Here is a 23,671-nt window from a genome sequence, read left to right on the forward strand (position 1 = left end):
TTCCGTCATGAATCTCCGACTCGCCGCCGTCGCCCTGAACCAGACCCCGCTCGACTGGCCAGGGAACGAAGCACGCATCCGCGCCGCGCTGAATGAGACGCGGGCCGGGGGCGCGTCGCTCGTCTGCCTGCCCGAGCTCTGCCTCACCGGCTACGGCTGCGAGGATGCCTTCTTCGCGCCCGCGACGTGGGAGAGGGCGTGGCAGATGCTATGCGACCTCCTGCCGGACACGCGCGGGATGATCGTGGCATTCGGCCTGCCGGTCTTCCACCAGCGTGCGCTCTTCAATGTCTCCGCGGTGGTGGCGGATGGAAAGCTGCTCGGCCTCGCGGCGAAGAAAAACCTCGCGGGCGATGGCATCCACTACGAGCCGCGGTGGTTCAAGCCATGGCCCGGCGGCGTGCAGGATGAATTCACCGCTCTGGATGGCACGCGCATCCCCATCGGCGATCTGGTCTTCGAGACCGGCGGCGTGAAGCTCGGCTTCGAGATCTGCGAGGACGCCTGGGTGGCGGACCGCCCCGGGGCGAGGCTCGCGGCGCGCGGCGTGGATGTGATCCTGAATCCCAGCGCGAGCCACTTCGCCTTTGGCAAGGCAGGCATCCGGCGTCGCTTCGTGGCGGAGGGATCGCGCGCATTCGGAGCCGCGTATGTTTACTCGAATCTGCTGGGAAACGAGGCGGGCCGCGTGATCTACGACGGCCAGCTTCTCATCGCGGAAGGCGGCAATGTCATCGCGGAGAGCGCGCGCTTCGGCTTCACCGATCACCGGGTGCTCGCGGCCACGGTCGACATCACAGCGGGGCGACTCGCCATGGCCCGCAGCGCCAGCCATCGGCCCGCGCTGCCGGTGGCGAGTGACCCGGGGCTGGTCACGACCGACTTCGCCTGGCCGGAGGTGGCGGTGGCCATCCACCACCACCTGCTGGCAGGCCCGGAGGAAAAGACGGTGGAATTCACCCGCGCGGTGACGCTCGGGCTCTTCGACTACCTGCGGAAGAGCCGGTCGAGCGGCTACGTCGTCTCGCTCAGCGGCGGCGCGGATTCCGCAGCGGTCGTCTGCCTCATCCGGCTGATGTTCGAGCTCGCACGCGAGGAACTCGGCGACGACCTCGGCGGGAAGCTGGCGACCACGGACTTCGGCGAACTACTACTCACGGCGTACCAGGCAACCGAGCACAGCGGCGACGTGACCCGCGAGGCCGCCCGCCTGCTGGCCGCGGAGATAGGAGCAACACACCGGGAGCTCGATGTCTCCGCGCTCCACCGCGGCTACGTGGCGATGATCGAGCAGGCATACGGCACGCCGCTGAACTGGACCGACCACGACATCCCGCTCCAGAACATCCAGGCCCGCGTGCGCTCGCCCGGCATCTGGATGCTGGCAAACCTGAGGAATGCGCTGCTCCTCTCCACCAGCAACCGCAGCGAGGCTGCCGTGGGCTATGCGACCATGGATGGCGATACATCCGGCGGGCTCGCCCCGGTGTCCGGCATCGACAAGGCATTCCTGCGCGAGTGGCTGCGCTGGCTGGAGACCGCCGGACCCGTGATCGGCGGGGAGCGCCGCCCCATACCCGCGCTGTCCACCGTGAATGTCCAGCAGCCCACCGCCGAGCTCCGCCCGGGCGAGCAGGGCCAGACCGACGAGGGCGACCTGATGCCCTACCCCGTGCTCGACTTCATCGAGCGCTCCGCGATCCGCGACCGGAAGTCGCCGCGCGAATTACTAGACTTACTGGAGATCGCCTTCCCCGGACATCCGGAGGGAACGCGCCGGCAGTGGACGCGCCGCTTCTTCACCCTGTGGAGCCGCAACCAATGGAAGCGCGAGCGCTACGCCCCCGGCTTCCACCTCGACGACGAAAACCTCGACCCCAAGACCTGGTGCCGCTGGCCGATCCTGAGCGGTGGATTCCAGGAGGAGCTTGAAGCCTTATGAAAACATCCCCCTCCCTCCACCGCGCCCAGGGATGCCTCGCCGGCCTTGCCGTCGGCGATGCGCTGGGCACCACGCTGGAGTTCACCACTCCCGGCTCATTCAAGCCGCTGACCGACATGGTGGGCGGCGGGCCTTTCCACCTCAAGCCGGGCCAGTGGACCGACGACACCTCGATGGCCCTGTGCCTCGCGGAGAGCCTGGTCGAATGCCCCGGTTTCGATCTTCGGGATCAGATGGACCAATATGTCCGTTGGTGGCAGGAGGGGCACTTGAGTTCGTCAAAGGCGGGATGCTTCGACATCGGCAACACTGTGAGTTCCGCCCTTTCGAGATTTATCAAAACCGGAAATCCCGCGAGTGGCAGCACCGACAAATTCTCCGCGGGCAATGGCTCGATCATGCGCCTGGCTCCTGTGCCGATCTTCTTCGCGGACGCGGACGAAGCCATCTACTACTCCGCTGAAAGTTCGCGCGGCACGCACCAGGCTGCGACATGCCTGGACGCCTGCCGCTATCTTGGCAGCATCCTGTGGGGCCTCCTGCATGGCGCGACGAAGGATGAAGTGCTCGCCCCGCACTATCATCCCGCGGGCAAGCCGTGGGATGGCATGGACCCTGCCATCGACGCCATCGCGGCGGGCTCCTTCAGGGAGAAGTCCCCACCGGCCATCCGTGGCAGCGGCTACGTGGTGCATTCGCTCGAGGCCGCCCTGTGGGCATTCCACCATTCCAGGAGCTTCGAGCATGGAGCATTGCTCGCCGTGAATCTCGGCGAGGATGCCGACACCACCGGTGCGATCTATGGCCAGATCGCCGGGGCCTATTATGGATTGGACGGCATCCCCGCAGGCTGGCTGGAAAAGCTTCATGCCCGGGAGATGATCCTCGATTTCGCGAGCAAGCTTCACACCAGCCAAAGAGCGGAATGAATCCCGCGCTCCCAGTATCATGAACCAACACGCTCTCATCCTCGTCGACCTGCAGAATGACTTCCTTCCCGGCGGTGCCCTCGGGGTGCCGGGTGGGGATGAAGTCATCCCGATCGCCAACCAGCTCATGGATGGTTTTGAAATCATCGTGGCCACGCAGGACTGGCATCCGCCGGATCACGGCAGCTTCGCGGCGAACCATCCCGGGCATCAACTCTTCGAGAGCATCGATCTCCACGGCCTGCCGCAGACCCTCTGGCCGGTGCATTGCGTGGAGAATACCGGCGGCGCGCTCTTTGCAAAGGGGCTCGATACCCGCCGCATCACCCGCGTCTTCCAAAAAGGAACGCGCACGGAGATCGATAGCTACAGCGGCTTTCACGACAATGGACGCCGTCACTCCACGGGCCTCGCCGGGTGGCTGCGCGAGCAAGGCGTGACGCACGTCACCATCTGCGGGATCGCCACGGACTACTGCGTGAAATTCACCGCCCTGGATGCCGTGGCGGAGGGCTTCCAGGTCACGCTCCACCTGCCCGCCTGCCGCGGCGTGGACCTGAAGCCCGGTGACATCGAGGCGGCCATCGGGGAGATGCGCGGGAAAGGAGTGACGATCACCGAATGACAGCCGACGCGCGCAGGTTCCGGCTTGAGGCCATCGGCGTGTCCGCGCTCTCCGTGGTGCTGCTGCTCTGTGCCTGGCGGAAGTGGCTACCGCTGGACCTGACGGAGGCATTCGGCTTCGCCACCGGAGCCACATGCGTCTGGCTGGTCACACGCGGCAATATCTGGAACTGGCCCATCGGCCTCGTGAACAATATCGTGTTCGCGATCCTCTTCTGGCGTGCCCGGCTCTACGCGGACTTCGGCCTGCAGGGCGTCTATTTCGCCCTCGGCGTGTGGGGCTGGTGGCATTGGCTGCATGGCGGTGCGAATCACTCGAAGCTCACCGTCTCCCGGACGCGACGCGCGGAGTGGATCGGCATCGCCCTCTTTCTCACGCTGGGCACGTGGGGACTGCGTGAAGTGCTCATCGCGGTGAATGGGGCGGCACCGCTCTGGGACGCGCTGACCACCACGCTGTGCCTCGCCGCCCAATACCTGCTGTGCCGGAAGCGTCTGGAAAACTGGTGGCTGTGGATCACCGCGGACATCATCTACGTGCCGCTCTACATCTCGCGTGGCCTTCCACTCACCGCGATCCTTTACGCGGGCTTCATCGGCCTGTGCATCGTCGGCCTCGCACGATGGAGAAAGGAGCTGGCCGCGGCATGAATGCGGAGCGCTTCGGCCTCGGCGTGGTGATCGGCAAATTCCTCCCGCCCCATCGCGGCCACCGTCACCTCATCGAGACGGCGCTTTCACGCTGCGAGCGCGTGGTCGTCATCGTCTGCGGAAAGCCGGTCGATCCCATCCCGCCTGAACTACGCACCTCCTGGCTGCGCGAGATGATCCCGGCTGCGGAGGTGATGCTCATCGACGACCGCTACGATGAGAATGACTCGCGCATCTGGGCGAGGAACACCATCGGCTGGCTGGGCCGTGCGCCGGACGCCGTCTTCACCTCCGAGGACTACGGGGATCGCTACGCCGCCCACATGGGCTGCGCGCATGTGCTGGTGGACCAGGCCCGCATCACCATCCCGTGCAGCGGCACCGCGGTGAGGACGGACCCGCTGGCGATGTGGGACTTCATCGATCCTCCGGTCCGCGGATGGTTTGCCAAGAGGGTCGCCATCGTCGGCGCGGAGTCCACGGGCACCACCACGCTGGCCATGGATCTCGCGGAAGCCCTCGGGACCCCATGGGTGGCCGAGTATGGCCGCGAATACAGCGAGGCAAAGCAGGCACGTGGCGAGGGGATCTGGAGCACCGGTGAATTCCACCACATCGCGAGGGAGCAGAACCGGCGCGAGGACATTGCCGCCCGCGAATGCAATCGCGTGCTGGTCTGTGACACCGACAGCTTTGCCACGGTGCTCTGGCATCGCCGCTATGTGGGACGCGACGACGATGCGCTGAAACTCATTGCGAAGGAACGCCGGGCCGATCTCTACCTGCTCACCGGCGATGAGATCCCTTTCGTTCAGGATGGCCTGCGCGATGGCGAGCACATCCGCCACGAGATGCATGCGTGGTTCGAGTCGGCGCTGCGGGATCAGTCCGTGCCGTGGCACCTGCTGCGCGGAGATCGCGGGCGGCGACTGGGCGAGTCGCTGGAGATCATCCGTTCACTTTGGCCGGGCGTCGCTTGAATCACTCCGCCTCGATCGTCTCTTTCCCGCCCATCTTCATCCTTTCGTTCAGGACATTCTGATACATGAAGGAGCCACCGATGCACAGGACGCCGAGGACGATGTAGAGGAAGCGGAGATTGCTGCGGTCAATATTTCCAACCCAGTGGTCCACGATGGTTGCGGAGACGCTTCCCAAGACGAACATCAGCACGGAGTAAAACCATGCACGCCGGAGACCGGCGAACTCACCGACGGGGAAGTCATAGCCACCGAGAAACCAGAAGCCTGCGAGCAAGGCGACAAGGATGCCGACACGGACAGGCGTGAACGTAAACTCCATGAATCAGGAGGATGCCCGGACCCGGCCCTTGATCGAGCTGAATTCCACATGTCCCGTCCGGATCAAAGCGGAAAGAGGCTCCCAGTGATCGCGGAACGAGTCGGCGGCAACCCATTTGCCTTGGGATTGCAGCTCGCGCAGCAACAGCGCCATCCGCCTCTCCAAATCGGCATCCACCGGCAAACATGATCTCCAAAGGTCATACGCGACCAGGAGACGGACCGGGCCGGCGGTGAAGAGAGTGGATAGAATCCAAGTCGAGGCTGACAACTGGTTCACACGGAACCGCAATTCCGCCGCGCCGATGGAGTCCACACCTTCCTTCCACATGACGGCGTCATCCACATCAGGAGTCCGACCTGCCCGGTGCTGCCGCCACCCGCTGATGGTGATGACAAGCAGGGCCGATGAAATGGTCGCCGGAGCCAGCCATGGCGCGGGAGTGATGCCCGACATCTTGATCCCCTGCCCTGCCACGAAGCTGAAAAATGCCCCGGCGAGCCCGTATGCGAGAACCCCCAGACACACGGATCCGGTGGCTTTGATGCGCTGGCGGCGATTGAAGGATCGGATCACGGCACCAGCAGCACTTTCCCGTCACGTCCAGCAGCTGACACTCTCTCCAGCGCTGTGCCGGATGACTCAAGCGAATGGGTCGAGTCCACTGGCATCGTGAGGCTGCCGTTTGTCATGAGCGCGGCGAGCTTGGCATAGGCCTCGTCGAGTTCCTGCTTCGGGGCGCTCTCGATCCATTTGGTGATCCACAGGCCGCGGAGCTGGAGATCCTTGAAGATGAGCAGGCCATTCGGCACGGTCAGGGGCCGCCGGGCCATCGCGCCGTAGGTGATGTGGATGCCGCCGGGTGCGAGGAGATTCATCAGCCGCAGCGCGCTTTCCCCGCCGACGCAATTGAAGGCAAGTGCGGGCTTCCCGGCCCCTGCGGACTTCACCGCGTCCATGCCGGCATCGTCGTCGGTGACCACCAGGTCCGCACCAAGCGCCTGAAGCTCGTCAATCAACTCGGGGCGACGTACTAGGTTTATCGTACGAATGCCCAGCTCTCTCGCCACGGCGATCACGCACCGCCCCACCGCGGAATTCGCCGCATTCTGGACAATCCACGATCCACTCGCGGGAGTGCCGGTTCCGGTGAGCAGCCGCCAGGCTGTGGCGGGGTTCACTTTCAGCATCGCGGCCTGGAGCGGATCGAGGTCCGCAGGGATCTTGAAAAGATGATCCGCGGGAAGCTGCACGTGGGTCGCCCAGCTTCCGGCACGCCGCAGCATGATGGCGCGGTCTCCGATGCGCAGGTCCGACGACCGGCTCTCGATCACCTCGCCGCAGCCCTCGATACCCGGCACCGCGGGCAGCTCCGGCTTCACGCCATAGGTGCCCTCGATGAAATTCAGGTCGGCGGGATTCACCGGCGCAGCCAGGATCTTCAGCCGCACCTCGCCCTCGGCAAGAGGCGGCAGCTCCAGTGGCTCGAGCTTCAGGACGTCCTGGGGCTTGCCAAATTCGTGGAAGCGAAGCGCTTGCATCAGCTCTCGATAAGCGCGGGGAAATCCGGACACAAGAGCGAGCGCTCCAGCGGCCCCTGCTTGCCCACGAAGCGCATCCCGCCATTCTCGTCGCAGAACCAGACCTCGATGGCACCGGCATCGAAATAGAGCGCCATCTTCTCCTCCATCTCAGCCCGGGTATTCGATGGCGAGATGACTTCAACGCAGATCTCGGGAGACTCCACCAGCACCTCTCCCACCACGGCGGTGGACTCGCGAAGGTCCGAGAGCCACACGACATCGACGGCCTTCACTCCATCGGAGGTGGAAAGCGGGCACTCCGTGCGGACATTGCCACCGAGGCGGGTGCGTAGTTGATAGCCGATCTCGAACTGGCGGCTTCCGTGGTGATAACCGGGAGGAGGTGACATGAGAATGTGCCCGTGGCGGTCCGTTTCAAAACGACCCGTGATCTTCGCCAGCTCGGGGTCAGCAAGCAGCCGCTCCCAGACGCGGAGATTGAACTCCGTCTGGTCCCCCCGCAGCGGAAGCTGGATGGCTAGGCTCATGGGCACATGCTAGCGGACATCTCCTGCCACCGCAAGTTCACGGGAAGAGACCGCGCTGCGCCTTCACGTCAGCCACCGTCTTGATCGCGAGGGCCTGGGCGGCGGTGCGATGCGGCAGCCCGTGGCGCTCGGCGAAGTGCAGCACGCGGGAAAAGGCATTCTCCAGCATGGTCTCCAGCTTCGTGAGCACCTCGCGCTCCGTCCACTGGAAGCGCTGGAGATTCTGCACCCACTCGAAGTAGGAGACCGTTACGCCCCCTGCGTTGCAAAGGATGTCCGGGATCACGAAGATGTCGCCGCGCTCGTTGAGCACTGCATCCGCCTCGGGCGTGGTCGGGCCGTTCGCGCCCTCCGCCAGCACCTTGCACTTCAGGAGCGGCGCGTTTTCCCCGGTGATGACCATGTCGGTGGCCGCCGGGATGAGGATGTCGCAGGGCTGGCAGAGCAGGGCATCCGGCTCGATGGGCTCTGCCTCCGGGAAGCCCTGGATGCTGCCGCGCGATGCCACGTGGTCGCGCAGCTTGCGGGTATCGATGCCCCCGGCATTCCAGATTGCCCCGGTGACGTCCGAGATCCCGATGACCTTCACGTTGGAATTCGCCAGCGCATAGGCGGCGTGCGCGCCCACATTGCCGAAGCCCTGCACGATCGCCGTGGCGCCATCGATGGGCAGGTTCAGCTTGTTCAGCGCACGGCAGGCGAGGAAGGCAACACCGTGGCCGGTGGCCTGCGTGCGACCCGCCGAGCCCTGCAACGCGAGCGGCTTACCCGTGACGATGCCCGGAATCAGGCGGCCGGCATGGGTGGAGTAGGTGTCCGTCATCCATGCCATGGTCTGCTCGTTCGTGCCCATGTCGGGCGCCATGATGTCGATGTCCGGCCCAATGAAAGGGATCATCTCCATGGTGTAGCGGCGGGTGATGCGCTCCAGCTCGCCCTGGCTCATCGCCCGGGGGTCACAGGTGATGCCGCCCTTCCCCCCGCCATACGGCAGGTCCATCAGCGCGCACTTCCAATTCATCCACATCGCCAATGCAGCCACCTCTCCGAGATCCACGCGCGGGTGATAGCGCAAGCCGCCCTTCACCGGACCGCGGGTCAGGTGATGCTGCACGCGGTGGCCGAAGTAAACTTTCGTGGAGCCGTCGTCATGGCGGATCGGCACGGTCACGGTGATCAGGCGCTTCGGCCACTTCGTGCGCTCCCGCAACTCGTCATTGAGGCCGAGGAAATCGGCGACCCCGTCGAATTGGGTGGCCGCCATGGCGAAGACAGGATTCCGCAAAAGTTCGTCACGCATGAGACCTTTCTAACCGAGGAACCGGGGATGCCAACGAATCCTTTTCCCCGGATCGATTCCTGCCGATAGTATCACCAATGACTGCACGCGATCTCGTCCTGCCTTCCTTCTTCGGCGACGCACTGGCCCTCGGCCCGCACTGGATCTACGATCCCGTCCAAATCGCCGCGTGGTATCCCGGCGGCATCCGCGCGTATGAAGCGCCCCGCAGCCAATACCATCCCGCCACGAAGGCAGCCGGGGACTTCACACACTACGGGGACCAGGCGCTCGCCCTGCTCGAGTCCCTTGCCGGTGCGGGCGGCAGCCTGGAGAATTGGCCCGCCGATTGGCTTCGCTGGGCGGAGAGGATCCGTGAGGACAAGAGCAGCTACCTCGATGGCGCGACCCGGGGCACCCTGCAAAACCTGGCCGCTGGCGTGGCGGAACCGTCACCCTCCAGCGATCTCGGTGGCGCGGCCCGCATCGCGCCCCTGCTGGCTTTCCATCGCGACGTGGAGCAGCTCGTGCCGCTGGCGCGCGCCCAGACCGCACTGACCCACGGCGACCCGCAGGTCATCGATGCCGCCGAATTCTTCGCGAGGGCGGCGGTGTCTGTCGCCGGTGGCGCGGGCTTTGAGGAAGCCTTCGATGAAGCCGCATCACACCCCTACGACGCTTTGCCCGCGATCGATTGGGGCACGCTCGGGCGCGATGCCTCGAGCGGTGATCTGGCGGCGAAGGCGGGTGCCCTCGGACTCGGCTGCGATATCGATGGGGCATTCCCCATCACCCTCGCGCTCGCCTTCCGCTACGAAGCGGACCCCGTCGAGGCGCTTTCGGCGAATGCGATGCTCGGGGGTGATTCCGCCGCGCGTGGCTTGCTGCTCGGCCTCCTGATGGGTGCGCGGCATGGCGCGGCGGCATTCCCCGCTGAGTGGATCAGCGGGCTGCGCTCGATCGATGCGATCGAGCGCGCCTTGCCATGACTCACGCCACCGGCCGCAGCAGGTAGCCCGCCACCCAGCCCTCGGTGCCGGAAGCATTCCGGCACCAGTGCCAGCCGTGGATCTGCTTGAGCGACTCCAGCTCATCGCCGCGGCGGATCACCAGCGTGGCGGGGTCGAATGACTCCAGCGCGGCGAAGCGACCCTCGCCGAGCGGCTCCAGAATATCCTCCGGCACGTAGCCGTCATTGCCATTGTCATCCTCCGCCCACACCCAGCCCGGCCAAGCCCGGTCCACCGGGCCCACGGTCACCTCATCGCCCGGCTGCAGGCGGATGGGATTGCTGTCCTTTTCCTCGTAGTCGGCATTGGCGGTGAAGCTGGGCATGGGGTGACACTGAAGCAGCACAGCATGAAACGGCAAGACCGGGCTCGATTCGCCCTTCTTGACATAATAACGCATCACGTTATTATTACTCCACCTGATGATCCGCTCGTTTGCCTGTAAAGAAACCGAGCGATTCTTCGAGGAACGCAAAAGCCGAATTTTTCCGTTCACGATCCAGAGCGTCGCACTGCGGAAGCTCGCTCAACTTCACGCCGTGACTGAACTCCAACAACTCGCCGTACCACCCGGCAACCGGCTGGAGGCCCTGAAAGGAAACAGGAAGGGGCAGCATTCGATTCGCATCAATGACCAGTGGAGAGTCTGTTTCCTCTGGATGGCAGATGGCCCTTACGACGTCGAAATCGTTGATTACCACTAGACCCATGAAAGCCCTACCACCTACCCACCCTGGCGAGGTCCTTCGGGAAGACTTTCTCGTCCCGCTCGGCATCAGCGAATATCGCCTCGCGAAGGACATCGGCGTACCCCCGCGCCGCATCAATGAGATCGTGAAGGGCAGGCGCTCGGTCACGGTGGATACCGCACTTCGCCTTGAGCGGTACTTCCGCTGGCCTGCGGAAGTCTGGCTCAATCTCCAGGCTCATCATGATCAGGTGCTCGCACGGGAATCCATGAAAGCCGAGCTATCCGGCATCCAGCCGTGCCAAGCCCTTTGAATCACCTCGCCAATGGCAGCGTCACGACGAAGCACGCTCCTCCTTCCGCGCCATCCTCGTAGCCGACGTCGCCACCCATGGCCTTCACCAGTTCGTGGACGATGTGCAGGCCGAGACCCGTCGAGAGCTCATTGCCGGTCGGGCGGGCGCTGAGGCGGGAGAACTTCCGGAAAAGCCGCGGACGCTCGTCTTCCTTCACCCCGGGGCCGCGGTCCTCGATGCGGAAGACCCCGTCGCAGCCCTCGCTGGAGAGCCGGATGACGACCTGCGAGCCGGGCGGCGAAAACTTGATCGCATTCGAAACGAGATTCTCCAGCGTGCAGAGCAGCGAGCGTCTGTCGGCGCGCACCGGCAGCGTCTCGGCATCGCACTCGATGTCCACCGTGGTCTCCTTGTTCGCCGCATGCTGTGAAAGTGCCTCGATCGCCTGCTCCGAGTAGTCGCGCAGGCACAGCGGCGTCATCTCCAGCGATGACTTCGCCTCGTCGAGACGCTGCGTCTGCAGGAGAGAAGCCGTGATTTCCAAGGCGCGGGCCGCCGACTGCGAAATGCTGTCCACCAGCCGTGCCTGCTGCAGCGATAGCTGCCCGGCACCCTCCTCCAGCATCGAGGCCGCGAAGATCACGCCGCCCAGCGGATTCTTCAGGTCATGCGCCACGATCTCCAGCAGGTGATTCCGCTCCTCGACCGCCGCCGCGAGGCGCAGGCGCATCTGCCGGAGGTTCAGGTGGAGCTGCACGCGCGACATCAGCTCCGGGCCGTGGAAGGGCTTCGTCACATAGTCCACGGCACCGACCGCCAGCGCCTCGGTGACGAAGCTCTTGTCCGTCACGGCGGAGAGGAAGATCACCGGCAGGGCGTGCCACTCCGGCTGTGCGAGCAAGCGCCTGCACACCTCGAAGCCGGTCATCCCCGGCATCATCACATCCAGCAGCAGCAGGTCCGGCTTCGCCGTCCGCATCTTCGCCAGCGCCTCCTCGCCACTGCCCGCGGCGATGACCTCGTGGCCCTGCTTCAGAAGCATGGGGCCGACCACCTGGATATTCTTCGGCTCGTCATCCACCACGAGGATGAGCGCGGGTCCGGAAGGCGGCGGCAGGGGATCGAAGTCAGGCATCGGCGACGATCAATTCAATGACTCCCGGAAAGGCTTCCAGCAAGCGTCCGGCTTCCGCCACGTCCATCGTCCCCGCGGCCGTGGCCAACCGACGCGCGTAGTCCTCCAGCGGCGGGCAATCGTGGCTCTCCGCCAGCCCGGCCAGCTCGCCCGCAAATCCTGCCGTTGCCTGCGCGGGCACCAGCTTGACCAGCGCGGGCAACCTCGTCTCGCACAGGCGTTCCAGTGCCGGGCGCAGTTCCGGCCAGGTGCGGTCGCTCGCGGGGATCACCACCGGCACCGCCGCCCGGGGCCGAGCGGTGGCCGCAGCGGCATGCACTGGAAGGAAACGCGCGAGCTCCAGATACAGCCGCTCGCGGCTCACCGGCTTGCTCGCATGGCCGTCGAAGATGCGCTTCAGGTCCGGCTGGCCTTCGAGCAATTCCGAGGCGGACATCGCCACCAGCGGGATGTCCCGGGTCTCCGCGCTCGCCTTCAGCATCGCGTGGGCGCTGCGACCGTCCGTCACCGGCATGCGCAGGTCCATGAGCACCACGTGCGGGCGCAGGCGCAGGCAGGACATCACGGCCTGCTCGCCATTCTCCGCCTCCAGCACCTCGTGATGGGTCCCGTGGAGATAACCGCGAATCAGGTCCCGGTTCATCGGCACGTCGTCCACCACCAGGATCTTCGCGGGAGCGAGGCGGTTGAAATCCACCATGCCGTCGTTGATCGACGCACCGGTTCCCTCAGCCGCCCCCTCGCATCGCCTCACCGGCACCCGCAGGTGGAAGACCGATCCTTCCCCCATCGTGCTGCGCGCACCCATCTCGCCATCCATCAGCGAGACCAGCCGCTCGCAGATGCTCAGGCCCAGCCCCGTGCCTTGGTAATGCCGCGCCTCCTGCGACTCCACTTGGTAGAAGGGCCGGAAAATGTCCCGCAGCTTCACCGCATCAATGCCGATCCCCGTGTCCTCCACCTCCACAGCCAGCATCATTTCCTCCCCATCACCCTCGCCGTGCATCGTCACGGTCACCCGGCCGTTGTGGGTGAATTTCACCGCATTCCCGATCAGGTTCACCAGCACCTGCCGCAACCGCAGGGCGTCGAAGCCGAGGCACGCCGGCACCGAGCGATCCAGCAAGATCGAGAAGTCCAGGCCCTTCTCGCGGGTGCGATAGGCGAAGAGCGTCTCCAGATTCTCGGCAAAGCGCCTCATCTCCACCGACTCCGGATTCAGCTCCAGCTTGCCCGCCTCGATCTTGGAAAGGTCGAGCAGGTCATTGATCAGCGCCAGCAGCGACCGGCCGCTGGTGACGATGGCATTCGCGAAGTGCTTGTCCTGCGGCTTGACCACCGACTCGTGGAGCAGCTCGCCGAAGCCGAGGATCGCATTCAGCGGCGTGCGGATCTCGTGGCTCATCATGGCCAGGAAGTCTGTCTTCGCCTGGTCCGCTTCCTCCGCCTTCCTCTTCCCCTGCTCCAGCGTCACCTCGCGGTCCTTTGCCATCAGGTAGAGGCCCAGCAGCACGACGCCGGTCACGCCCGCCAGCAGGGCGATGGCCGCAGTGGTCACCACCACGTCGTTCGTGTCCTTGAAATTCTTCACCATCCGCTGCTTCCGCTCGGCCAGCAGCTTCTTTTCCTCATCCCGCATCGCGTCGATGATCTGGCGGATCTCGTCCATCAGCGAGCGCCCCAGATTCGTCTCCACGATCGCCGCGGCGGCGGCAAATCCCTGGTCATGGCGGGCCACGATACCGTCCTGCAACTCCGCCTTCTTTCGCTTCACCAGATCGAGCACGCGCTGCATGCGGGCCTGCTGCTCCGGATTGTCGTCGGTCAGTGCCTTCAGCGCTTCCATCTGCTGGTCCACGGCATCCAGCGCGTCGTGGTAGGGAGCCAGATACTCTTCCTGCCCGGTGATCACGTAGCCCCGGTGACCGGTCTCGAGATTCAGCATCGCGATCAGGCAGCTCTCCAGCTCGATCATCACCCGGTGCGTGTGGTCCACGCCCTTCGCATCCACGAGGATGGCACGGGTATTCCTCACCGAGGTGACCGCGCCGTAGATGATCATCACGAGCGCCACGATGGCGGGGACCAGGTAGCGGGCCTTCAGATGGCGGCGCATGCAGGCAAGGCAAGACGGACTTTCCACAATACCGCACCATCCGCGCGGTGGGGGACAAGCTCTTTCCTCCCCGACCGGGGTTTCAAACGCCACCCGGGCGCGAAGGGTCCCAGCCACACGAAAAGCAGAGCAATAAGCGACTGGAGAAGATGCACGGTGCATCGCGGCCAACCCGCGGGCGAGCGGAGGAGCGACCTCGCCAGAAGGCCCACAAACCACTGACCATCAAAACAATGAACACATCACCCACCGATCCGCCGACCGTGGCATATCGCTTGCGAAAGGTTCGGCAATCCAGCCCGCATGCATGGCACCTGCGGGCGACAAACGACATCAAACATGAAAACCAATATCACACGACTCGCCCTCATCTTCGCCGTCAGCACCTTCGCTCCGGCAGCCTTCGCCCAAGAGGAGAAGAAGGAAGACAAGAAGCCCGCCGCCACCGATGAGAAGGTGGTGGAAGTGCCGGAACCTGGCACCATCGCCGCCTCGATCCGCGACGGGGCCACCTTCTCCATCCTCACCAAGGCACTGCAGGCGACCGGCCTCGACGAGACGCTCGGCACGAAGGGTGCCTACACCGTTTTCGCCCCGACCGATGAGGCTTTCCTCAAGCTGCCGGAAGGTGCCCTCGACAAGCTGATGCTTCCCGAAAACAAGGAGAAGCTCCGCTCGCTGCTGCTCTATCACGTGCTCCCGGGCACCTTCACGATGGCCGAACTGAAGGACGGCGACATCAAGACCGCGAACGGCGAGAAGGTGGAAATCGACGTGAAGTCCGACACCAAGGAAGTGGAAGACTCGAAGATCTCCAAGGCAGACCTCGTCACCAGCAACGGCGTGGTTCACTCCATCGACAAGGTGCTCGTCCCCGAAAGCCTCGACGACTTTGCAGGCTTGGACGCCGATTGATCAGATCAGCTTCTTCCTGCGCATCGGTGGCCCTCACGATTCCGTCGTGGGGGCCATTTTCATTTTTCGACCTGCCACACGGCGACGAATTCGCGGGCCTGTGCCGGGTCATTCAAGATGATGGCCCCCTCGGCCAGGCTTCCGGATGAGATGGGAAGCTCTTCGCGATGCTTTCGCAGGATCGATAGCTTTCCCCGGCGGTTCGAGGCAGACTTCTTCAGCAGTTCCAGCGCGACGCGGCCCATGGTCATGCGGACGTTCAGCTCCACGACGTGCTTCAGCGCGAGCGATCCATCGAGCAGGCGGTGGACCATGGCGTCCACGCCGAGCGGGCCGATGTGACCGGGCACGACACGGGGGAGCGCCGCGGAAATCTCTTCCTGATACCAGCGCATGACCTCCGCCTCGCGGTGGAGGAAAGCGGCTACCTCGGGCGGCAGCAGGTTCGCCCACTTCGGCCCGACACGGGTGCCGGTATAGCGGCCCGCGGCGTCATTCTCGATCACCGTCAGGCCGATGAGCTCCACGCCGCCGGACGCATCCATCTCGTAAAGCGCGGAGAAATCCGTGACGCGCTCCAACCACGGCTCGATGACCACGCCACCGTGCGCGGCGATGGTATTCCTCAGCCAGTTCCGCGTCGCCTCCGGCGGGCTCTCGCGATTGATCCGCCTGTGTCCCTGGCCCGCACGGGAAAAGAACGCCTTGGCAAGGATCTGGCACTCGTCAAGCCGGGCATCGATCGCACTCCACGCTTCATCCGCATCGCGGAAGATCCCGCCTGTCTCCGATAAACCTAGTACTTCCTCGAGGCGGATTCCGATTTCCTTCGAGAGCCATTCCCGTGGCACGGGCTCGCGCCATTGCCACGGGACATTCGGCGAAACATCCTCCGCCAGATCACGCAGGATCGCGCTGGCATCCGGCGACCAGGCCCACGGGCGAAGCCCGCCGAGCTTCCGCCCGCGCAGCTCCTGCACGGTGGTGATCTCCGGCAGCTCGAGGCCCGCATTCTTCAGTGTGGCCAGATGCTCGCGCGACGGGGGCCTCCGCAGCACGGCCACGTCATCCTTCCGGCACCATCCCGCGATCAGCATTTCCAGATCCTCCTCCAGCGCGGCCGCCGCCTTGTCCGGCTGGTAGCGGCCCGACATCGCGTGGCCCTCGGCATTCGGATTGAACCAATGCACCACGGGCGTCCGCCCGCGCGATTGCTCGCAGACTTCCAGGTGGCGGATGAAGTCCTCGTCCAGCCCCGCGAGCACCCGGCCCTCGGCATTGAAGGGCGCGACGCCCTTCGCCCGTGCGGCGGTCAGCGGGAAGACCAGCGATTTCCGATAGGCCTCCCAGTCCGTGCTGCCGCGCTCCTTCCAGCGGCGGAACCACTTCACGCCATGGCCGACGTGGCCGATCTCGTCCTGATAGATCTTTTCCAGCACCGCGGCGGTGGCCGTGTCGCCTGCCTGCCGGAAAAGCCCGGCATAGTGCTTCGAGAAATCGAGGTTCGCCTGCTCGAAGGTGAGATTCAGCCGCGTGACGAAGTCCATCGGCGTCTCCATCGGCGCGACGATACGCCAGAAGTAGTCATTCACCGGCAGCTCTCCGAAGGCGATGCCGCACTCCTTCATCCGCCGCACATACATCAGCGCGTGCATCTGCTCCTCGCGCATCGCCTCATAGACACCGGCACGGTATTCCGTCGGAGCGTCGGGGAATTTCAGCAGCACCAGCGCCATCAGCTCCGCGGCGAGCAGCTCGTGATTCGCCAGAAAATGCAGCATCACCCCGCGCTCGCGATCGTCATCCAGCCGGTGGATCCCGGGGAATTCCGCGCGCACTCCCTTCGCATGGATGCGCAGTTCCGGCGGCCTCCCCGGCGCGTCGGGCGTCAGGATGGCAGCGCCGGGCGACGCGTCGTCCGCATCACGGGGAGCGAGCGCGAGCTTCTCCTCGAGCGTCCGCGCGAAGAGCACCCGTTCCGCCGCTTCCCTGACCGTCATCACGGGCCAACGGTGCGCGATGGCAGGCGAATGAAAAGCGCGGAAGTGCGCGTGCTCACGCCCGGCTTGCCCGGATCTTTTCGGCCTTGAGCTGGCCGCAGCCGGCAGCGACATCGATGCCGCGGCGCTGGCGGAAGGTGCAGGGGAAGCCCGCATCCAGCAGGATGCGCTGGAACGCCTGACCCGCTTCCGCGGCGGCAGCCGTGCCTTCGAAGCCGTTCGTCGGATTGAGCGGGATGAGATTCACGTGGGCGTCGATGCCCTTCAAGAGTTCCGCCAGGCGATGCGCGGTATCGGGAGAGTCATTTTTCCCGGCGATCAATGTCCAGCCGAAGAAGATCCGCTTGCCGGTGGCTTCGCCATACTTGCGACACGTGTCGATGAGTTCGGCCAGCGGCCACTTCTTGCTCACGGGAACCAGTGCCGAGCGCTCCTCCTCGGTGGAGCCGTGGAGGCTGACAGCGAGCCGGTAGGGCTGCCTCTCCTCCGCGAGACGAAGGATGCCAGGTACTACGCCCACCGTACTAATGGAAATGTGTGCCGGTCCGATGCCGATGCCGCGGACATTGGAAATGATCCCGAGCGCATGGATGACCGAGTCGTAATTGTGCAGCGGCTCGCCCATGCCCATGAAGACGAGATTGCGCAGGCGCCTGTCCGGCTGGGTCGCGGCGAGCACGCGACGCGCATGCAGCACCTGGGCAACGATCTCTCCCGGCCGCAGGTGGCGGACGAACCCCATCTGGCCGGTGGCGCAAAAGACGCAGCCCATGGCGCAACCGGCCTGGCTGCTGATGCAGGCGGTGTGGCGGCCATCGTAGCCCATCAGCACCGTCTCAGTCGTCTGGCCGTCGCGGTGGCGCAGCAGGAACTTCCGGGTCAGGCCGTCGGAACTGTGCGTCTCATCCACCACGACCGGGGCATCGAGGAAGAACGTCTTCCCCTCCCCCACGTGCGCGGCCACCCACTCCTTCAGCGGCGGGGAAAAGTCGCGCGACTCCAGGTCCAGCTCGTTTTCCCGCTGCACCGCACGCCACAGCGCCTTCGCGTGGTGCGGGTTCACCCCGGAGGCACGCAGCTCCGCCTCGATCTCGGAGAAGCCGAGATCGTGCAGGGAACGCGGTGCGGGAAGACTCATGCGGCAGCCCCTCCATCCCCGCGACTCGCGGCCGCATCAAGACAGATTTCTCCGCGCGGTCCCGGTTTCACCGGAGATACTTCGTTTCCCGTGCCACCTCCGGGCCGGTTCTTCCCCCGCTCACCCCGTGAAAAAAAGGAAAGCACCGGCCCTAGCGGCCGGTGCCTTTTTGGTTACCCTTGTGTTACCCGGGAAAGGTCTCAGTTCTCCGTGCCGCTCACCCGGACGAATTTCCTGCCGCCATCGATCGGCACGATGGCCTCCATGCGCGTGTAGCCTGCCGGGACACCGGTCTGGTCGGCAGCGGCGGCGGGCGTCACGCCGCTGGCGGCCCATGACGCCCCGGCCATGGTCGCGCTCTCCTGGAGCTGGTAAACCACCCCCGTGGTCCGCTGCTTCCAGCGGACGATGAGATTTGCGCCCGAGCGCGTCACCTGCACCAGCGAACCATCGGCAGCCACCGGCGATCCCCCGAAGAGGAATTCGCTCTCGTTCGTGAAGCCGTCGCCATCGGGATCATCGGCACGGTCGCGGTCGGCGGGATTCGCGATCTGGGCCGACCAGACGTCGTAGGGATTCCCCGGAGCCCCGCCGAGGACGAGCAGGGTGCCCGTCCCCTCCAGACGATCGCTCGTATTCAGCGCGCCGGAGCCGATCGCGCCCCACACCCCGGCCGCCGCCGGTGTGCCCGCGAGCGTGAGCGCATCGATGGTGTCCTGCGTGCCATGGTTCAACCTCAGCAAGGCACCCGCCGCGACGGTGACATGGCTGGTGTCGGAGAAGAACGGAGCGTCGATGATGAGGCGGCCACCTTCCACTGTGGTATTGCCGGTGTAGGCGACATTGCCGGGCGATGCAGCGGCGGTGATGGTGACATCATTCCCGTGGAGCTTCGTGAGATTCGCACTGCCGGTGACGGGCCCGCCGAGGACCATGGCACCTCCGGCAGAGTCCAGGCTGACGCTCCCCTGGAGGGCGATGCCGCCGCTCCAGGTGCCCGTGCCGTTCCCCTGATTGTGCAGCGTGCCGCCGCTCTCCACGATCACGGGTGTGGCAATATTCAGCGCGCCGTAGGTGCCCGCACGCGCGCCCGTCTTCACGGTGAGGGTGCCCGTCGCGCCGCCCCAGGCGTTCGCGGTGTTTTCCGCCCACGCGGTGCCGGTCTGGATCACGTAATGGATCGGCGTGGCGCTGGCATCGCCACGGAATGCCATGTCACAGGTGCCCACCTTCGTCAGCGTGTGGCCGTTTCCGGTGACGATGCCGCCACCCGGGCCCACGTCGAAGCGGCCACCATCGCTGCCGATCGTGGCATTTCCGGTCAGCGTCAGGTTCTTCACGCTGGAGGTGAAGAGCAGGCCGGTGACCGATGAATTGATGATCGCGCCCGCACCCCCGGGGCCGCTGCCGCCGAGCGTGTAGGAGTGGATCGCGCCGGGTGCCCGGCCATTCAGGTCCACCTGAGCGCCCGCCGCCACCGTGATGCCGGAGCTGGTGCCAAATGACTGCGTGTCCGCCATCTTCAGCACGCCCGAATTCACGACGATGGGACCGGTGAAGGAACTGAGCGTCCCTCCGAGACTGACGGTCCCGGTGCCATTCACCACGAATCCGGTGCCGCCGCCGAATCCTGAACCAATGCCATTCACCTCCCAGTCCTGCGCGCCTGCGAAGGTCACCGTGCCCGCCTGGATCATCCCGCTCAAAAGTACGGTGGTCACCGTACTTGAGTCGTCGAAGGTGACGTGGTCATTCGTCGCGAAGGCTGCCGGGGCATTGGCCGAGTCCTTGAAATTCAGCTCCGGGAAACCGGTTCCCCAGAATTCATTGTCGCGGCCCGTCCAAGTGAGCTGCTGCCCCACGGGCAGGGAGCCCACGCGGATCACCCCGCTGCCGGCGAAGTGGACATCGTCGATATGCTGCGCCATCGACCCCGAGGAACCCCAGGTGCCGGAGGTGTGGACCGTATTCCCGATCCTCAGTTCGCCCACGACATCCTCGATGCCGTGCGTCAGGTCGAGCAGCGCATTCGCCCCGATGGTGAGGGTGCTGTCATCGTGGAGGGAAGCGGTGCCCATCACCATGACGCCCGCGGCCACGGTCGTGTCTCCCGCGTAGGCATTCGCGCCGGTCAGGAACAAGGTGCCCTCTCCCAGCTTCTCGATGCCACCGGTGCCGGACATCACGTTCGTGATGGTGGCGTCATTGCCATCGGTATCGAATCTCAGGCCCCCGTCCAGCAACGCGACGTGGATACCCTGGAGGAAATTCGAGTTGTTCGCGTGCGCCATGGCTTTCAGCGTGCCGCCGTTCGCATTGAGCACGTTCGCCGTGGCGGAGGCGGCCACGGTGGTCGAGCCGAGGCGGATGGAGCCCGTGGAAATGGTGCCACCATTCAGGTTCACGATGCCCGTGATGGCGCTCGCCGCATTCTCGCCGCCGATCACGATGCGGTCGGCCTTCATGGTCGCTCCGCCGCCGATGGTGAGCGTGCCCTTGTTCCCCGCGGTGTTGCCGAATTGCCCGACGACGAACGAGTAGCCAGTGGCATTGAACTGCGCGGTGTCCCCGAGCGTGAGGCTGCCGGTGCCGCCGTTGTTGCCGAGGAAAGCATTCGCGGTGCCGGTGCCGATCGCATTGAAGATCGCGTCGCCGGACAAGGTGACATGCCCGATGCCGCCACCTGCGGCACCGATGCGGAGCTGGGGCGAGGCCGTGCTGAAAGTACCACCGCTCATCACGATGCTGCCGGTGCCATTGCTCGAGCTCCCGAGCTGGAGCTGCCCCGTGCCGGTGTGGCTGAAGCTGCCGGAGGAAACGACGATCGCGCCATTCGCCCCGCCCGCTACGCCGATGTTCATGGCGGAGCCGCTGTGGGTGGCCGAGCCGCCCATGACATTGAAGCGCGCGTTGTTGCCATTGCCCCACGGAAAGGCACCCGTGGTAACGGTGCCGCCGCTGAGATTGTAGGTCGGATTCCGCGACCCGCCGCCACCGCCGAAGCCGAGCGAATTCAGCGTGAGCGAGCCGCCGCTTTGATTGAAGACGGTGGCCCCGCTGCCGAGGTTCAGGTTGAGCGCATTCAGCGTCACGGTGCCGTCGAAGTGTATCACCGAGTTCACACCGTCGGACGAGGCATTGTCGGACGCACCGCCGGGCACGTTCACGCCGCCGGTCCAGTTCGCGGCATCGGCGTATTTGCCGTTGTTTCCGGCGATCCAACTGTTGCTGGCAGCGAAGGCGCTGCCGCCACAAAAGGCGAGGGAGGTGGCGAGGCGCAGCAGGCTCGCGCGGGTACGTGGGTTCGTGATGGATTTCATGGGTTCGGGTCAGGTGCGCCGGGGAAAAACGGGCGCGAGGGTTCAGGGTCGGGTCTGGGGCTTGAGCTTGGGTAGGGCAGTCCCCGGAAAGCTGGGCCCCTTGGGTGAGGGCGGAGCCAAGGAGCCGCTTGGGCGGTCCCGGAGATTGGGGCCAGAGTCACGCCCGCCCCCCGGCTGGCAATCCCACGACCCCCGCGCGGCCCATTTCCGGCCATTTTCCGCCCCTCACCGCGAAATCGGCTCGTTTTCAATCACTCGCAAGAGTGAGTCCCCTCCCAAAGTCGACGCGTGAAGACCTGTCGGCTCACTGCGTGAGGCCGGTACAGGCGGGGAAATCGACCACCAGGCTCCGGCCCGCAGTCCGCCTCGTGCTCCGAAAACCCCACACACAGGCATCCACATGTGTATAACCTCTCTCTCCATCAACAATTTAGACCCTCCAAACACCCCCATCATCATAAAAAATTCACACTATTCTTCTTGATGGAGACATGTTTCGTGGAAGTTTCGCCCCTCCTTCCCGGAAGGAACCCAAGCCTCCTCTCCCTCCATTGAACCCATCTCCATCGCGCTTCGTGCGCCTCGCTGTAGCATTGTGTCTGCTGGTACCGCTGTATGGCCGCACCTGGACAGACGTACAAGGCAGGAAAATCGAAGGCGATCTCGTGACATCAACTGCCATCGACGTGACCCTGAAACTCACGGGGGGCAGAAGTGTCACCTTCCCCATAAGTCGCCTTTCACAGAGCGATCAGGACTTCATCAAGGAGGCTGCAGTCAGCGGAGACGCCGACAAGCCCGCTGATGAGGCAGACAAGGGGAACTTCGACTCCCCGTGGCCCGACAAGATACGCTTTTCGGAAGATCCCCAGATCCGGGTGATTTCCGAGGACAAGGAGGAAAAGCGCTTCATCTACGAAAGCGCCAACTACCGCTTCGTCTGTGACGTGCGCCTGTCCCAGCAGGTGGTGAAGGGCTTCGCGGTGATGTTCGAGTCCACGTATCAATACTGCCGGGCCCTGCCACTCGGGCTCTCCGGAGGGAAATTGACGGACGGGAAATATCAGATCCTCCTTTTTGAAACGAAGGAAACCTACGTGGAAGCGGGTGGGCCGCCCTCCAGCGCCGGCGTCTTCATGAGCGGGCGGGGCGTGGTGATGGTGCCCCTCACCAGCCTGGGTGTCCGCCCGGTCGGCAGCGGATACATGCTGGATCGCGACCAGACCAGCGGCACCCTGATCCACGAGATCACCCATCAGCTCACCCCGGAGGAATATTTCGAGTCCGGCCCGCTGGGGTGGTTCAGCGAAGGCATCGCCGAATACACGACCGCCACTCCCTATCGCTCCGGAGCCTTCAAGGTGAAGGGGAACTTCGACGACATCACCGACTATGCCACGGACTACGGCAAGGACTCGAATGGCGGGCGCGCGCTGGGCCAGAAGATCAAGGCACCGTCCCTGAAAGACTTCTTCCTGATGGGCTACTCGCAATTCGCGGGCAACAATGCGAATTTCAACTACGGCCTGGGGCTGCTCCTCACCACCTACTTCCTGCATCTGGATGGCGACGGTGATGCAGCGCGCATGAAGGATTTCCTCAAGGCCTTGCGGGCGGGCGAGGATGGCGAGGATTCCCTGAAATACCTGCTGGACGGTCGCACCTACGAGCAACTGGAGACGGCGATCTCAAAGGCGTGGAAGCGCAAGGGAATCGATATCGAATTCGGCCAGGCGGAAAGCTCAAGCGACGGAGACGAGGACGAGTGAAAGCCAGCCGACGCGCTCGGCGAACCACCACAGACCGGCGAGGGCGAGCGCGACGCAGGCCCAGCGGCGGAAGTGTGGCCACGCGCGGCTCTCATGCCAGCGCAAGGTCGCCAGCCAAGCCGCGGCGATCACGATCCCCTGACCGATCTCCACGCCCAGATTTTCAGCCACCAGCGCGATGGTATGCGCGAGGGAACTTCTCCTTACTTCCAAAAGCCCGCACCGGTCGGGTCATGCCCGGTAAGAAGCCGTCTGAAAAATAACTCATGCTGCAATTCTCGCCAGCATGCGCCTCGACATCGACAGGTGGATGAGGGCCTTGGAGTGATCCATTCGCACCTCGTGATCGCGAATGAGTCGTCGTGACTGAATCAGCCAGCTGAACGTCCGCTCCACGATCCAACGCTTTGGCAGGATCTCAAAACCCTTCGCCTTGTCGCTGCGCCTGACAATCTCCAGATCGATCTGCCGGTGCCGGTCCAACCG

At 64.7% G+C, this 23,671-nt stretch carries 23 protein-coding genes; 10 read left to right on the forward strand and 13 right to left on the reverse strand.

What is annotated here, in order from left to right:
* The first annotated feature begins 7 nt into the window (after positions 1-7).
* The 5 genes from nadE to OKA04_RS20380 are packed head-to-tail and all read left to right on the forward strand — an operon-like array spanning position 8 to position 5,126.
* A complete protein-coding gene (gene nadE, locus OKA04_RS20360) occupies positions 8-1,942 on the forward strand; it encodes an NAD(+) synthase (RefSeq protein WP_264503055.1) in 1,935 nt (644 codons plus the stop codon).
* Positions 1,939-2,871, forward strand: coding sequence for an ADP-ribosylglycohydrolase family protein (locus OKA04_RS20365; RefSeq protein WP_264503056.1), 933 nt, complete (start codon positions 1,939-1,941; stop codon positions 2,869-2,871). The genes nadE and OKA04_RS20365 overlap by 4 nt, the downstream gene beginning before the upstream one ends.
* A 19-nt stretch (positions 2,872-2,890) precedes the next feature.
* Positions 2,891-3,496: a bifunctional nicotinamidase/pyrazinamidase gene (pncA, locus tag OKA04_RS20370; protein ID WP_264503057.1), complete on the forward strand. Its 606-nt coding sequence runs from the start codon at positions 2,891-2,893 to the stop codon at positions 3,494-3,496.
* Positions 3,493-4,146, forward strand: a complete 654-nt coding sequence (gene pnuC / locus OKA04_RS20375; RefSeq protein ID WP_264503058.1) for a nicotinamide riboside transporter PnuC — start codon at positions 3,493-3,495, stop codon at positions 4,144-4,146. The genes pncA and pnuC overlap by 4 nt, the downstream gene beginning before the upstream one ends.
* Positions 4,119-5,126: an AAA family ATPase gene (locus OKA04_RS20380; protein WP_264503059.1), complete on the forward strand. Its 1,008-nt coding sequence runs from the start codon at positions 4,119-4,121 to the stop codon at positions 5,124-5,126. The genes pnuC and OKA04_RS20380 overlap by 28 nt, the downstream gene beginning before the upstream one ends.
* Position 5,127: 1 nt before the next feature.
* Here OKA04_RS20380 and OKA04_RS20385 read toward each other — a convergent pair whose 3' ends face one another.
* The 5 genes from OKA04_RS20385 to OKA04_RS20405 all read right to left on the reverse strand — a co-directional run bounded on the left by OKA04_RS20385 (position 5,128) and on the right by OKA04_RS20405 (position 8,819).
* Positions 5,128-5,448, reverse strand: coding sequence for a hypothetical protein (locus OKA04_RS20385; protein WP_264503060.1), 321 nt, complete (start codon positions 5,446-5,448; stop codon positions 5,128-5,130).
* Between the two features lie 3 nt (positions 5,449-5,451).
* The gene (locus OKA04_RS20390; RefSeq protein WP_264503061.1) at positions 5,452-5,793 is read right to left on the reverse strand and encodes a hypothetical protein; all 342 of its coding nucleotides are present in this window, start codon (positions 5,791-5,793) and stop codon (positions 5,452-5,454) included.
* Between the two features lie 227 nt (positions 5,794-6,020).
* Positions 6,021-6,989, reverse strand: coding sequence for an MDR family NADPH-dependent oxidoreductase (locus OKA04_RS20395; protein WP_264503062.1), 969 nt, complete (start codon positions 6,987-6,989; stop codon positions 6,021-6,023).
* Positions 6,989-7,519, reverse strand: a complete 531-nt coding sequence (locus OKA04_RS20400; protein ID WP_264503063.1) for a Uma2 family endonuclease — start codon at positions 7,517-7,519, stop codon at positions 6,989-6,991. Before OKA04_RS20400 ends, OKA04_RS20395 begins: the two co-directional genes overlap by 1 nt.
* 37 nt (positions 7,520-7,556) lie before the next feature.
* Positions 7,557-8,819: a Glu/Leu/Phe/Val family dehydrogenase gene (locus OKA04_RS20405; RefSeq protein ID WP_264503064.1), complete on the reverse strand. Its 1,263-nt coding sequence runs from the start codon at positions 8,817-8,819 to the stop codon at positions 7,557-7,559.
* Positions 8,820-8,896: 77 nt separating this feature from the next.
* On the opposite strand from OKA04_RS20405, the gene OKA04_RS20410 reads away from it, so the two are divergent.
* Positions 8,897-9,787, forward strand: a complete 891-nt coding sequence (locus OKA04_RS20410; protein ID WP_264503065.1) for an ADP-ribosylglycohydrolase family protein — start codon at positions 8,897-8,899, stop codon at positions 9,785-9,787.
* Position 9,788: 1 nt separating this feature from the next.
* Here the strand turns inward: OKA04_RS20410 and OKA04_RS20415 are convergent, their stop codons facing one another.
* Positions 9,789-10,133: an SH3 domain-containing protein gene (locus OKA04_RS20415; RefSeq protein ID WP_264503066.1), complete on the reverse strand. Its 345-nt coding sequence runs from the start codon at positions 10,131-10,133 to the stop codon at positions 9,789-9,791.
* 97 nt (positions 10,134-10,230) lie between these two features.
* On the opposite strand from OKA04_RS20415, the gene OKA04_RS20420 reads away from it, so the two are divergent.
* Together OKA04_RS20420 and OKA04_RS20425 are read left to right on the forward strand one after the other, a co-directional pair.
* Complete coding sequence (locus OKA04_RS20420) at positions 10,231-10,512, forward strand: type II toxin-antitoxin system RelE/ParE family toxin (RefSeq protein ID WP_264503067.1); 282 nt, start codon at positions 10,231-10,233, stop codon at positions 10,510-10,512.
* 4 nt (positions 10,513-10,516) lie between these two features.
* Complete coding sequence (locus OKA04_RS20425; RefSeq protein WP_264503068.1) at positions 10,517-10,810, forward strand: HigA family addiction module antitoxin; 294 nt, start codon at positions 10,517-10,519, stop codon at positions 10,808-10,810.
* A gap of 1 nt (position 10,811) precedes the next feature.
* Here OKA04_RS20425 and OKA04_RS20430 read toward each other — a convergent pair whose 3' ends face one another.
* Both OKA04_RS20430 and OKA04_RS20435 read right to left on the reverse strand, forming a co-directional pair.
* Positions 10,812-11,927 carry a hybrid sensor histidine kinase/response regulator gene (locus OKA04_RS20430; RefSeq protein WP_264503069.1) on the reverse strand — a complete coding sequence of 372 codons (1,116 nt, stop codon included), beginning with the start codon at positions 11,925-11,927 and terminating at the stop codon, positions 10,812-10,814.
* On the reverse strand, positions 11,920-14,043 hold the full coding sequence (locus tag OKA04_RS20435) for a CHASE3 domain-containing protein (RefSeq protein ID WP_264503070.1): 2,124 nt from the start codon (positions 14,041-14,043) through the stop codon (positions 11,920-11,922). Before OKA04_RS20435 ends, OKA04_RS20430 begins: the two co-directional genes overlap by 8 nt.
* Before the next feature lie 339 nt (positions 14,044-14,382).
* Here OKA04_RS20435 and OKA04_RS20440 point away from each other — a divergent pair, with 339 nt between their 5' ends.
* Positions 14,383-14,958 (forward strand): fasciclin domain-containing protein, encoded by a 576-nt coding sequence (locus tag OKA04_RS20440; RefSeq protein WP_264503071.1) that lies wholly within the window; start codon positions 14,383-14,385, stop codon positions 14,956-14,958.
* Between the two features lie 59 nt (positions 14,959-15,017).
* Here OKA04_RS20440 and OKA04_RS20445 read toward each other — a convergent pair whose 3' ends face one another.
* From OKA04_RS20445 to OKA04_RS20455, 3 genes are all read right to left on the reverse strand, one after another.
* Positions 15,018-16,958 (reverse strand): DUF455 family protein, encoded by a 1,941-nt coding sequence (locus tag OKA04_RS20445; RefSeq protein WP_264503078.1) that lies wholly within the window; start codon positions 16,956-16,958, stop codon positions 15,018-15,020.
* 55 nt (positions 16,959-17,013) lie between these two features.
* Positions 17,014-18,096 carry a dual-specificity RNA methyltransferase RlmN gene (rlmN, locus tag OKA04_RS20450; protein WP_264503072.1) on the reverse strand — a complete coding sequence of 361 codons (1,083 nt, stop codon included), beginning with the start codon at positions 18,094-18,096 and terminating at the stop codon, positions 17,014-17,016.
* Positions 18,097-18,296: 200 nt separating this feature from the next.
* On the reverse strand, positions 18,297-21,416 hold the full coding sequence (locus tag OKA04_RS20455; protein ID WP_264503073.1) for a beta strand repeat-containing protein: 3,120 nt from the start codon (positions 21,414-21,416) through the stop codon (positions 18,297-18,299).
* A 665-nt stretch (positions 21,417-22,081) separates the two neighbouring features.
* Here OKA04_RS20455 and OKA04_RS20460 point away from each other — a divergent pair.
* A complete protein-coding gene (locus tag OKA04_RS20460) occupies positions 22,082-23,185 on the forward strand; it encodes a hypothetical protein (protein ID WP_264503074.1) in 1,104 nt (367 codons plus the stop codon).
* Here OKA04_RS20460 and OKA04_RS20465 read toward each other — a convergent pair.
* Together OKA04_RS20465 and OKA04_RS20470 are read right to left on the reverse strand one after the other, a co-directional pair.
* Positions 23,159-23,398, reverse strand: a complete 240-nt coding sequence (locus OKA04_RS20465; RefSeq protein ID WP_498049456.1) for a HupE/UreJ family protein — start codon at positions 23,396-23,398, stop codon at positions 23,159-23,161. The two genes, OKA04_RS20460 and OKA04_RS20465, sit on opposite strands and share 27 nt — an antisense overlap.
* Positions 23,399-23,449: 51 nt before the next feature.
* On the reverse strand, positions 23,450-23,671 hold a 222-nt coding region (locus OKA04_RS20470; RefSeq protein WP_264503076.1), incomplete at its 5' end, for a transposase.

It is taken from the genome of Luteolibacter flavescens, assembly GCF_025950085.1.
Taxonomy (GTDB): domain Bacteria; phylum Verrucomicrobiota; class Verrucomicrobiia; order Verrucomicrobiales; family Akkermansiaceae; genus Haloferula; species Haloferula flavescens.

Excerpts from the sequence above, each read along its gene's own strand:
- nadE (WP_264503055.1), top strand. The coding sequence starts at position 8 with ATGAATCTCCGACTCGCCGCCGTCGCCCTGAACCAGACCCCGCTCGAC.
- OKA04_RS20365 (WP_264503056.1), top strand. The coding sequence starts at position 1,939 with ATGAAAACATCCCCCTCCCTCCACCGCGCCCAGGGATGCCTCGCCGGC.
- pncA (WP_264503057.1), top strand. The coding sequence starts at position 2,891 with ATGAACCAACACGCTCTCATCCTCGTCGACCTGCAGAATGACTTCCTT.
- pnuC (WP_264503058.1), top strand. The coding sequence starts at position 3,493 with ATGACAGCCGACGCGCGCAGGTTCCGGCTTGAGGCCATCGGCGTGTCC.
- OKA04_RS20380 (WP_264503059.1), top strand. The coding sequence starts at position 4,119 with ATGGAGAAAGGAGCTGGCCGCGGCATGAATGCGGAGCGCTTCGGCCTC.
- OKA04_RS20385 (WP_264503060.1), bottom strand. The coding sequence starts at position 5,448 with ATGGAGTTTACGTTCACGCCTGTCCGTGTCGGCATCCTTGTCGCCTTG.
- OKA04_RS20395 (WP_264503062.1), bottom strand. The coding sequence starts at position 6,989 with ATGCAAGCGCTTCGCTTCCACGAATTTGGCAAGCCCCAGGACGTCCTG.
- OKA04_RS20400 (WP_264503063.1), bottom strand. The coding sequence starts at position 7,519 with ATGAGCCTAGCCATCCAGCTTCCGCTGCGGGGGGACCAGACGGAGTTC.
- OKA04_RS20405 (WP_264503064.1), bottom strand. The coding sequence starts at position 8,819 with ATGCGTGACGAACTTTTGCGGAATCCTGTCTTCGCCATGGCGGCCACC.
- OKA04_RS20410 (WP_264503065.1), top strand. The coding sequence starts at position 8,897 with ATGACTGCACGCGATCTCGTCCTGCCTTCCTTCTTCGGCGACGCACTG.
- OKA04_RS20415 (WP_264503066.1), bottom strand. The coding sequence starts at position 10,133 with ATGCCCAGCTTCACCGCCAATGCCGACTACGAGGAAAAGGACAGCAAT.
- OKA04_RS20420 (WP_264503067.1), top strand. The coding sequence starts at position 10,231 with ATGATCCGCTCGTTTGCCTGTAAAGAAACCGAGCGATTCTTCGAGGAA.
- OKA04_RS20425 (WP_264503068.1), top strand. The coding sequence starts at position 10,517 with ATGAAAGCCCTACCACCTACCCACCCTGGCGAGGTCCTTCGGGAAGAC.
- OKA04_RS20430 (WP_264503069.1), bottom strand. The coding sequence starts at position 11,927 with ATGCCTGACTTCGATCCCCTGCCGCCGCCTTCCGGACCCGCGCTCATC.
- OKA04_RS20435 (WP_264503070.1), bottom strand. The coding sequence starts at position 14,043 with ATGCGCCGCCATCTGAAGGCCCGCTACCTGGTCCCCGCCATCGTGGCG.
- OKA04_RS20440 (WP_264503071.1), top strand. The coding sequence starts at position 14,383 with ATGAAAACCAATATCACACGACTCGCCCTCATCTTCGCCGTCAGCACC.
- OKA04_RS20445 (WP_264503078.1), bottom strand. The coding sequence starts at position 16,958 with ATGACGGTCAGGGAAGCGGCGGAACGGGTGCTCTTCGCGCGGACGCTC.
- rlmN (WP_264503072.1), bottom strand. The coding sequence starts at position 18,096 with ATGAGTCTTCCCGCACCGCGTTCCCTGCACGATCTCGGCTTCTCCGAG.
- OKA04_RS20455 (WP_264503073.1), bottom strand. The coding sequence starts at position 21,416 with ATGAAATCCATCACGAACCCACGTACCCGCGCGAGCCTGCTGCGCCTC.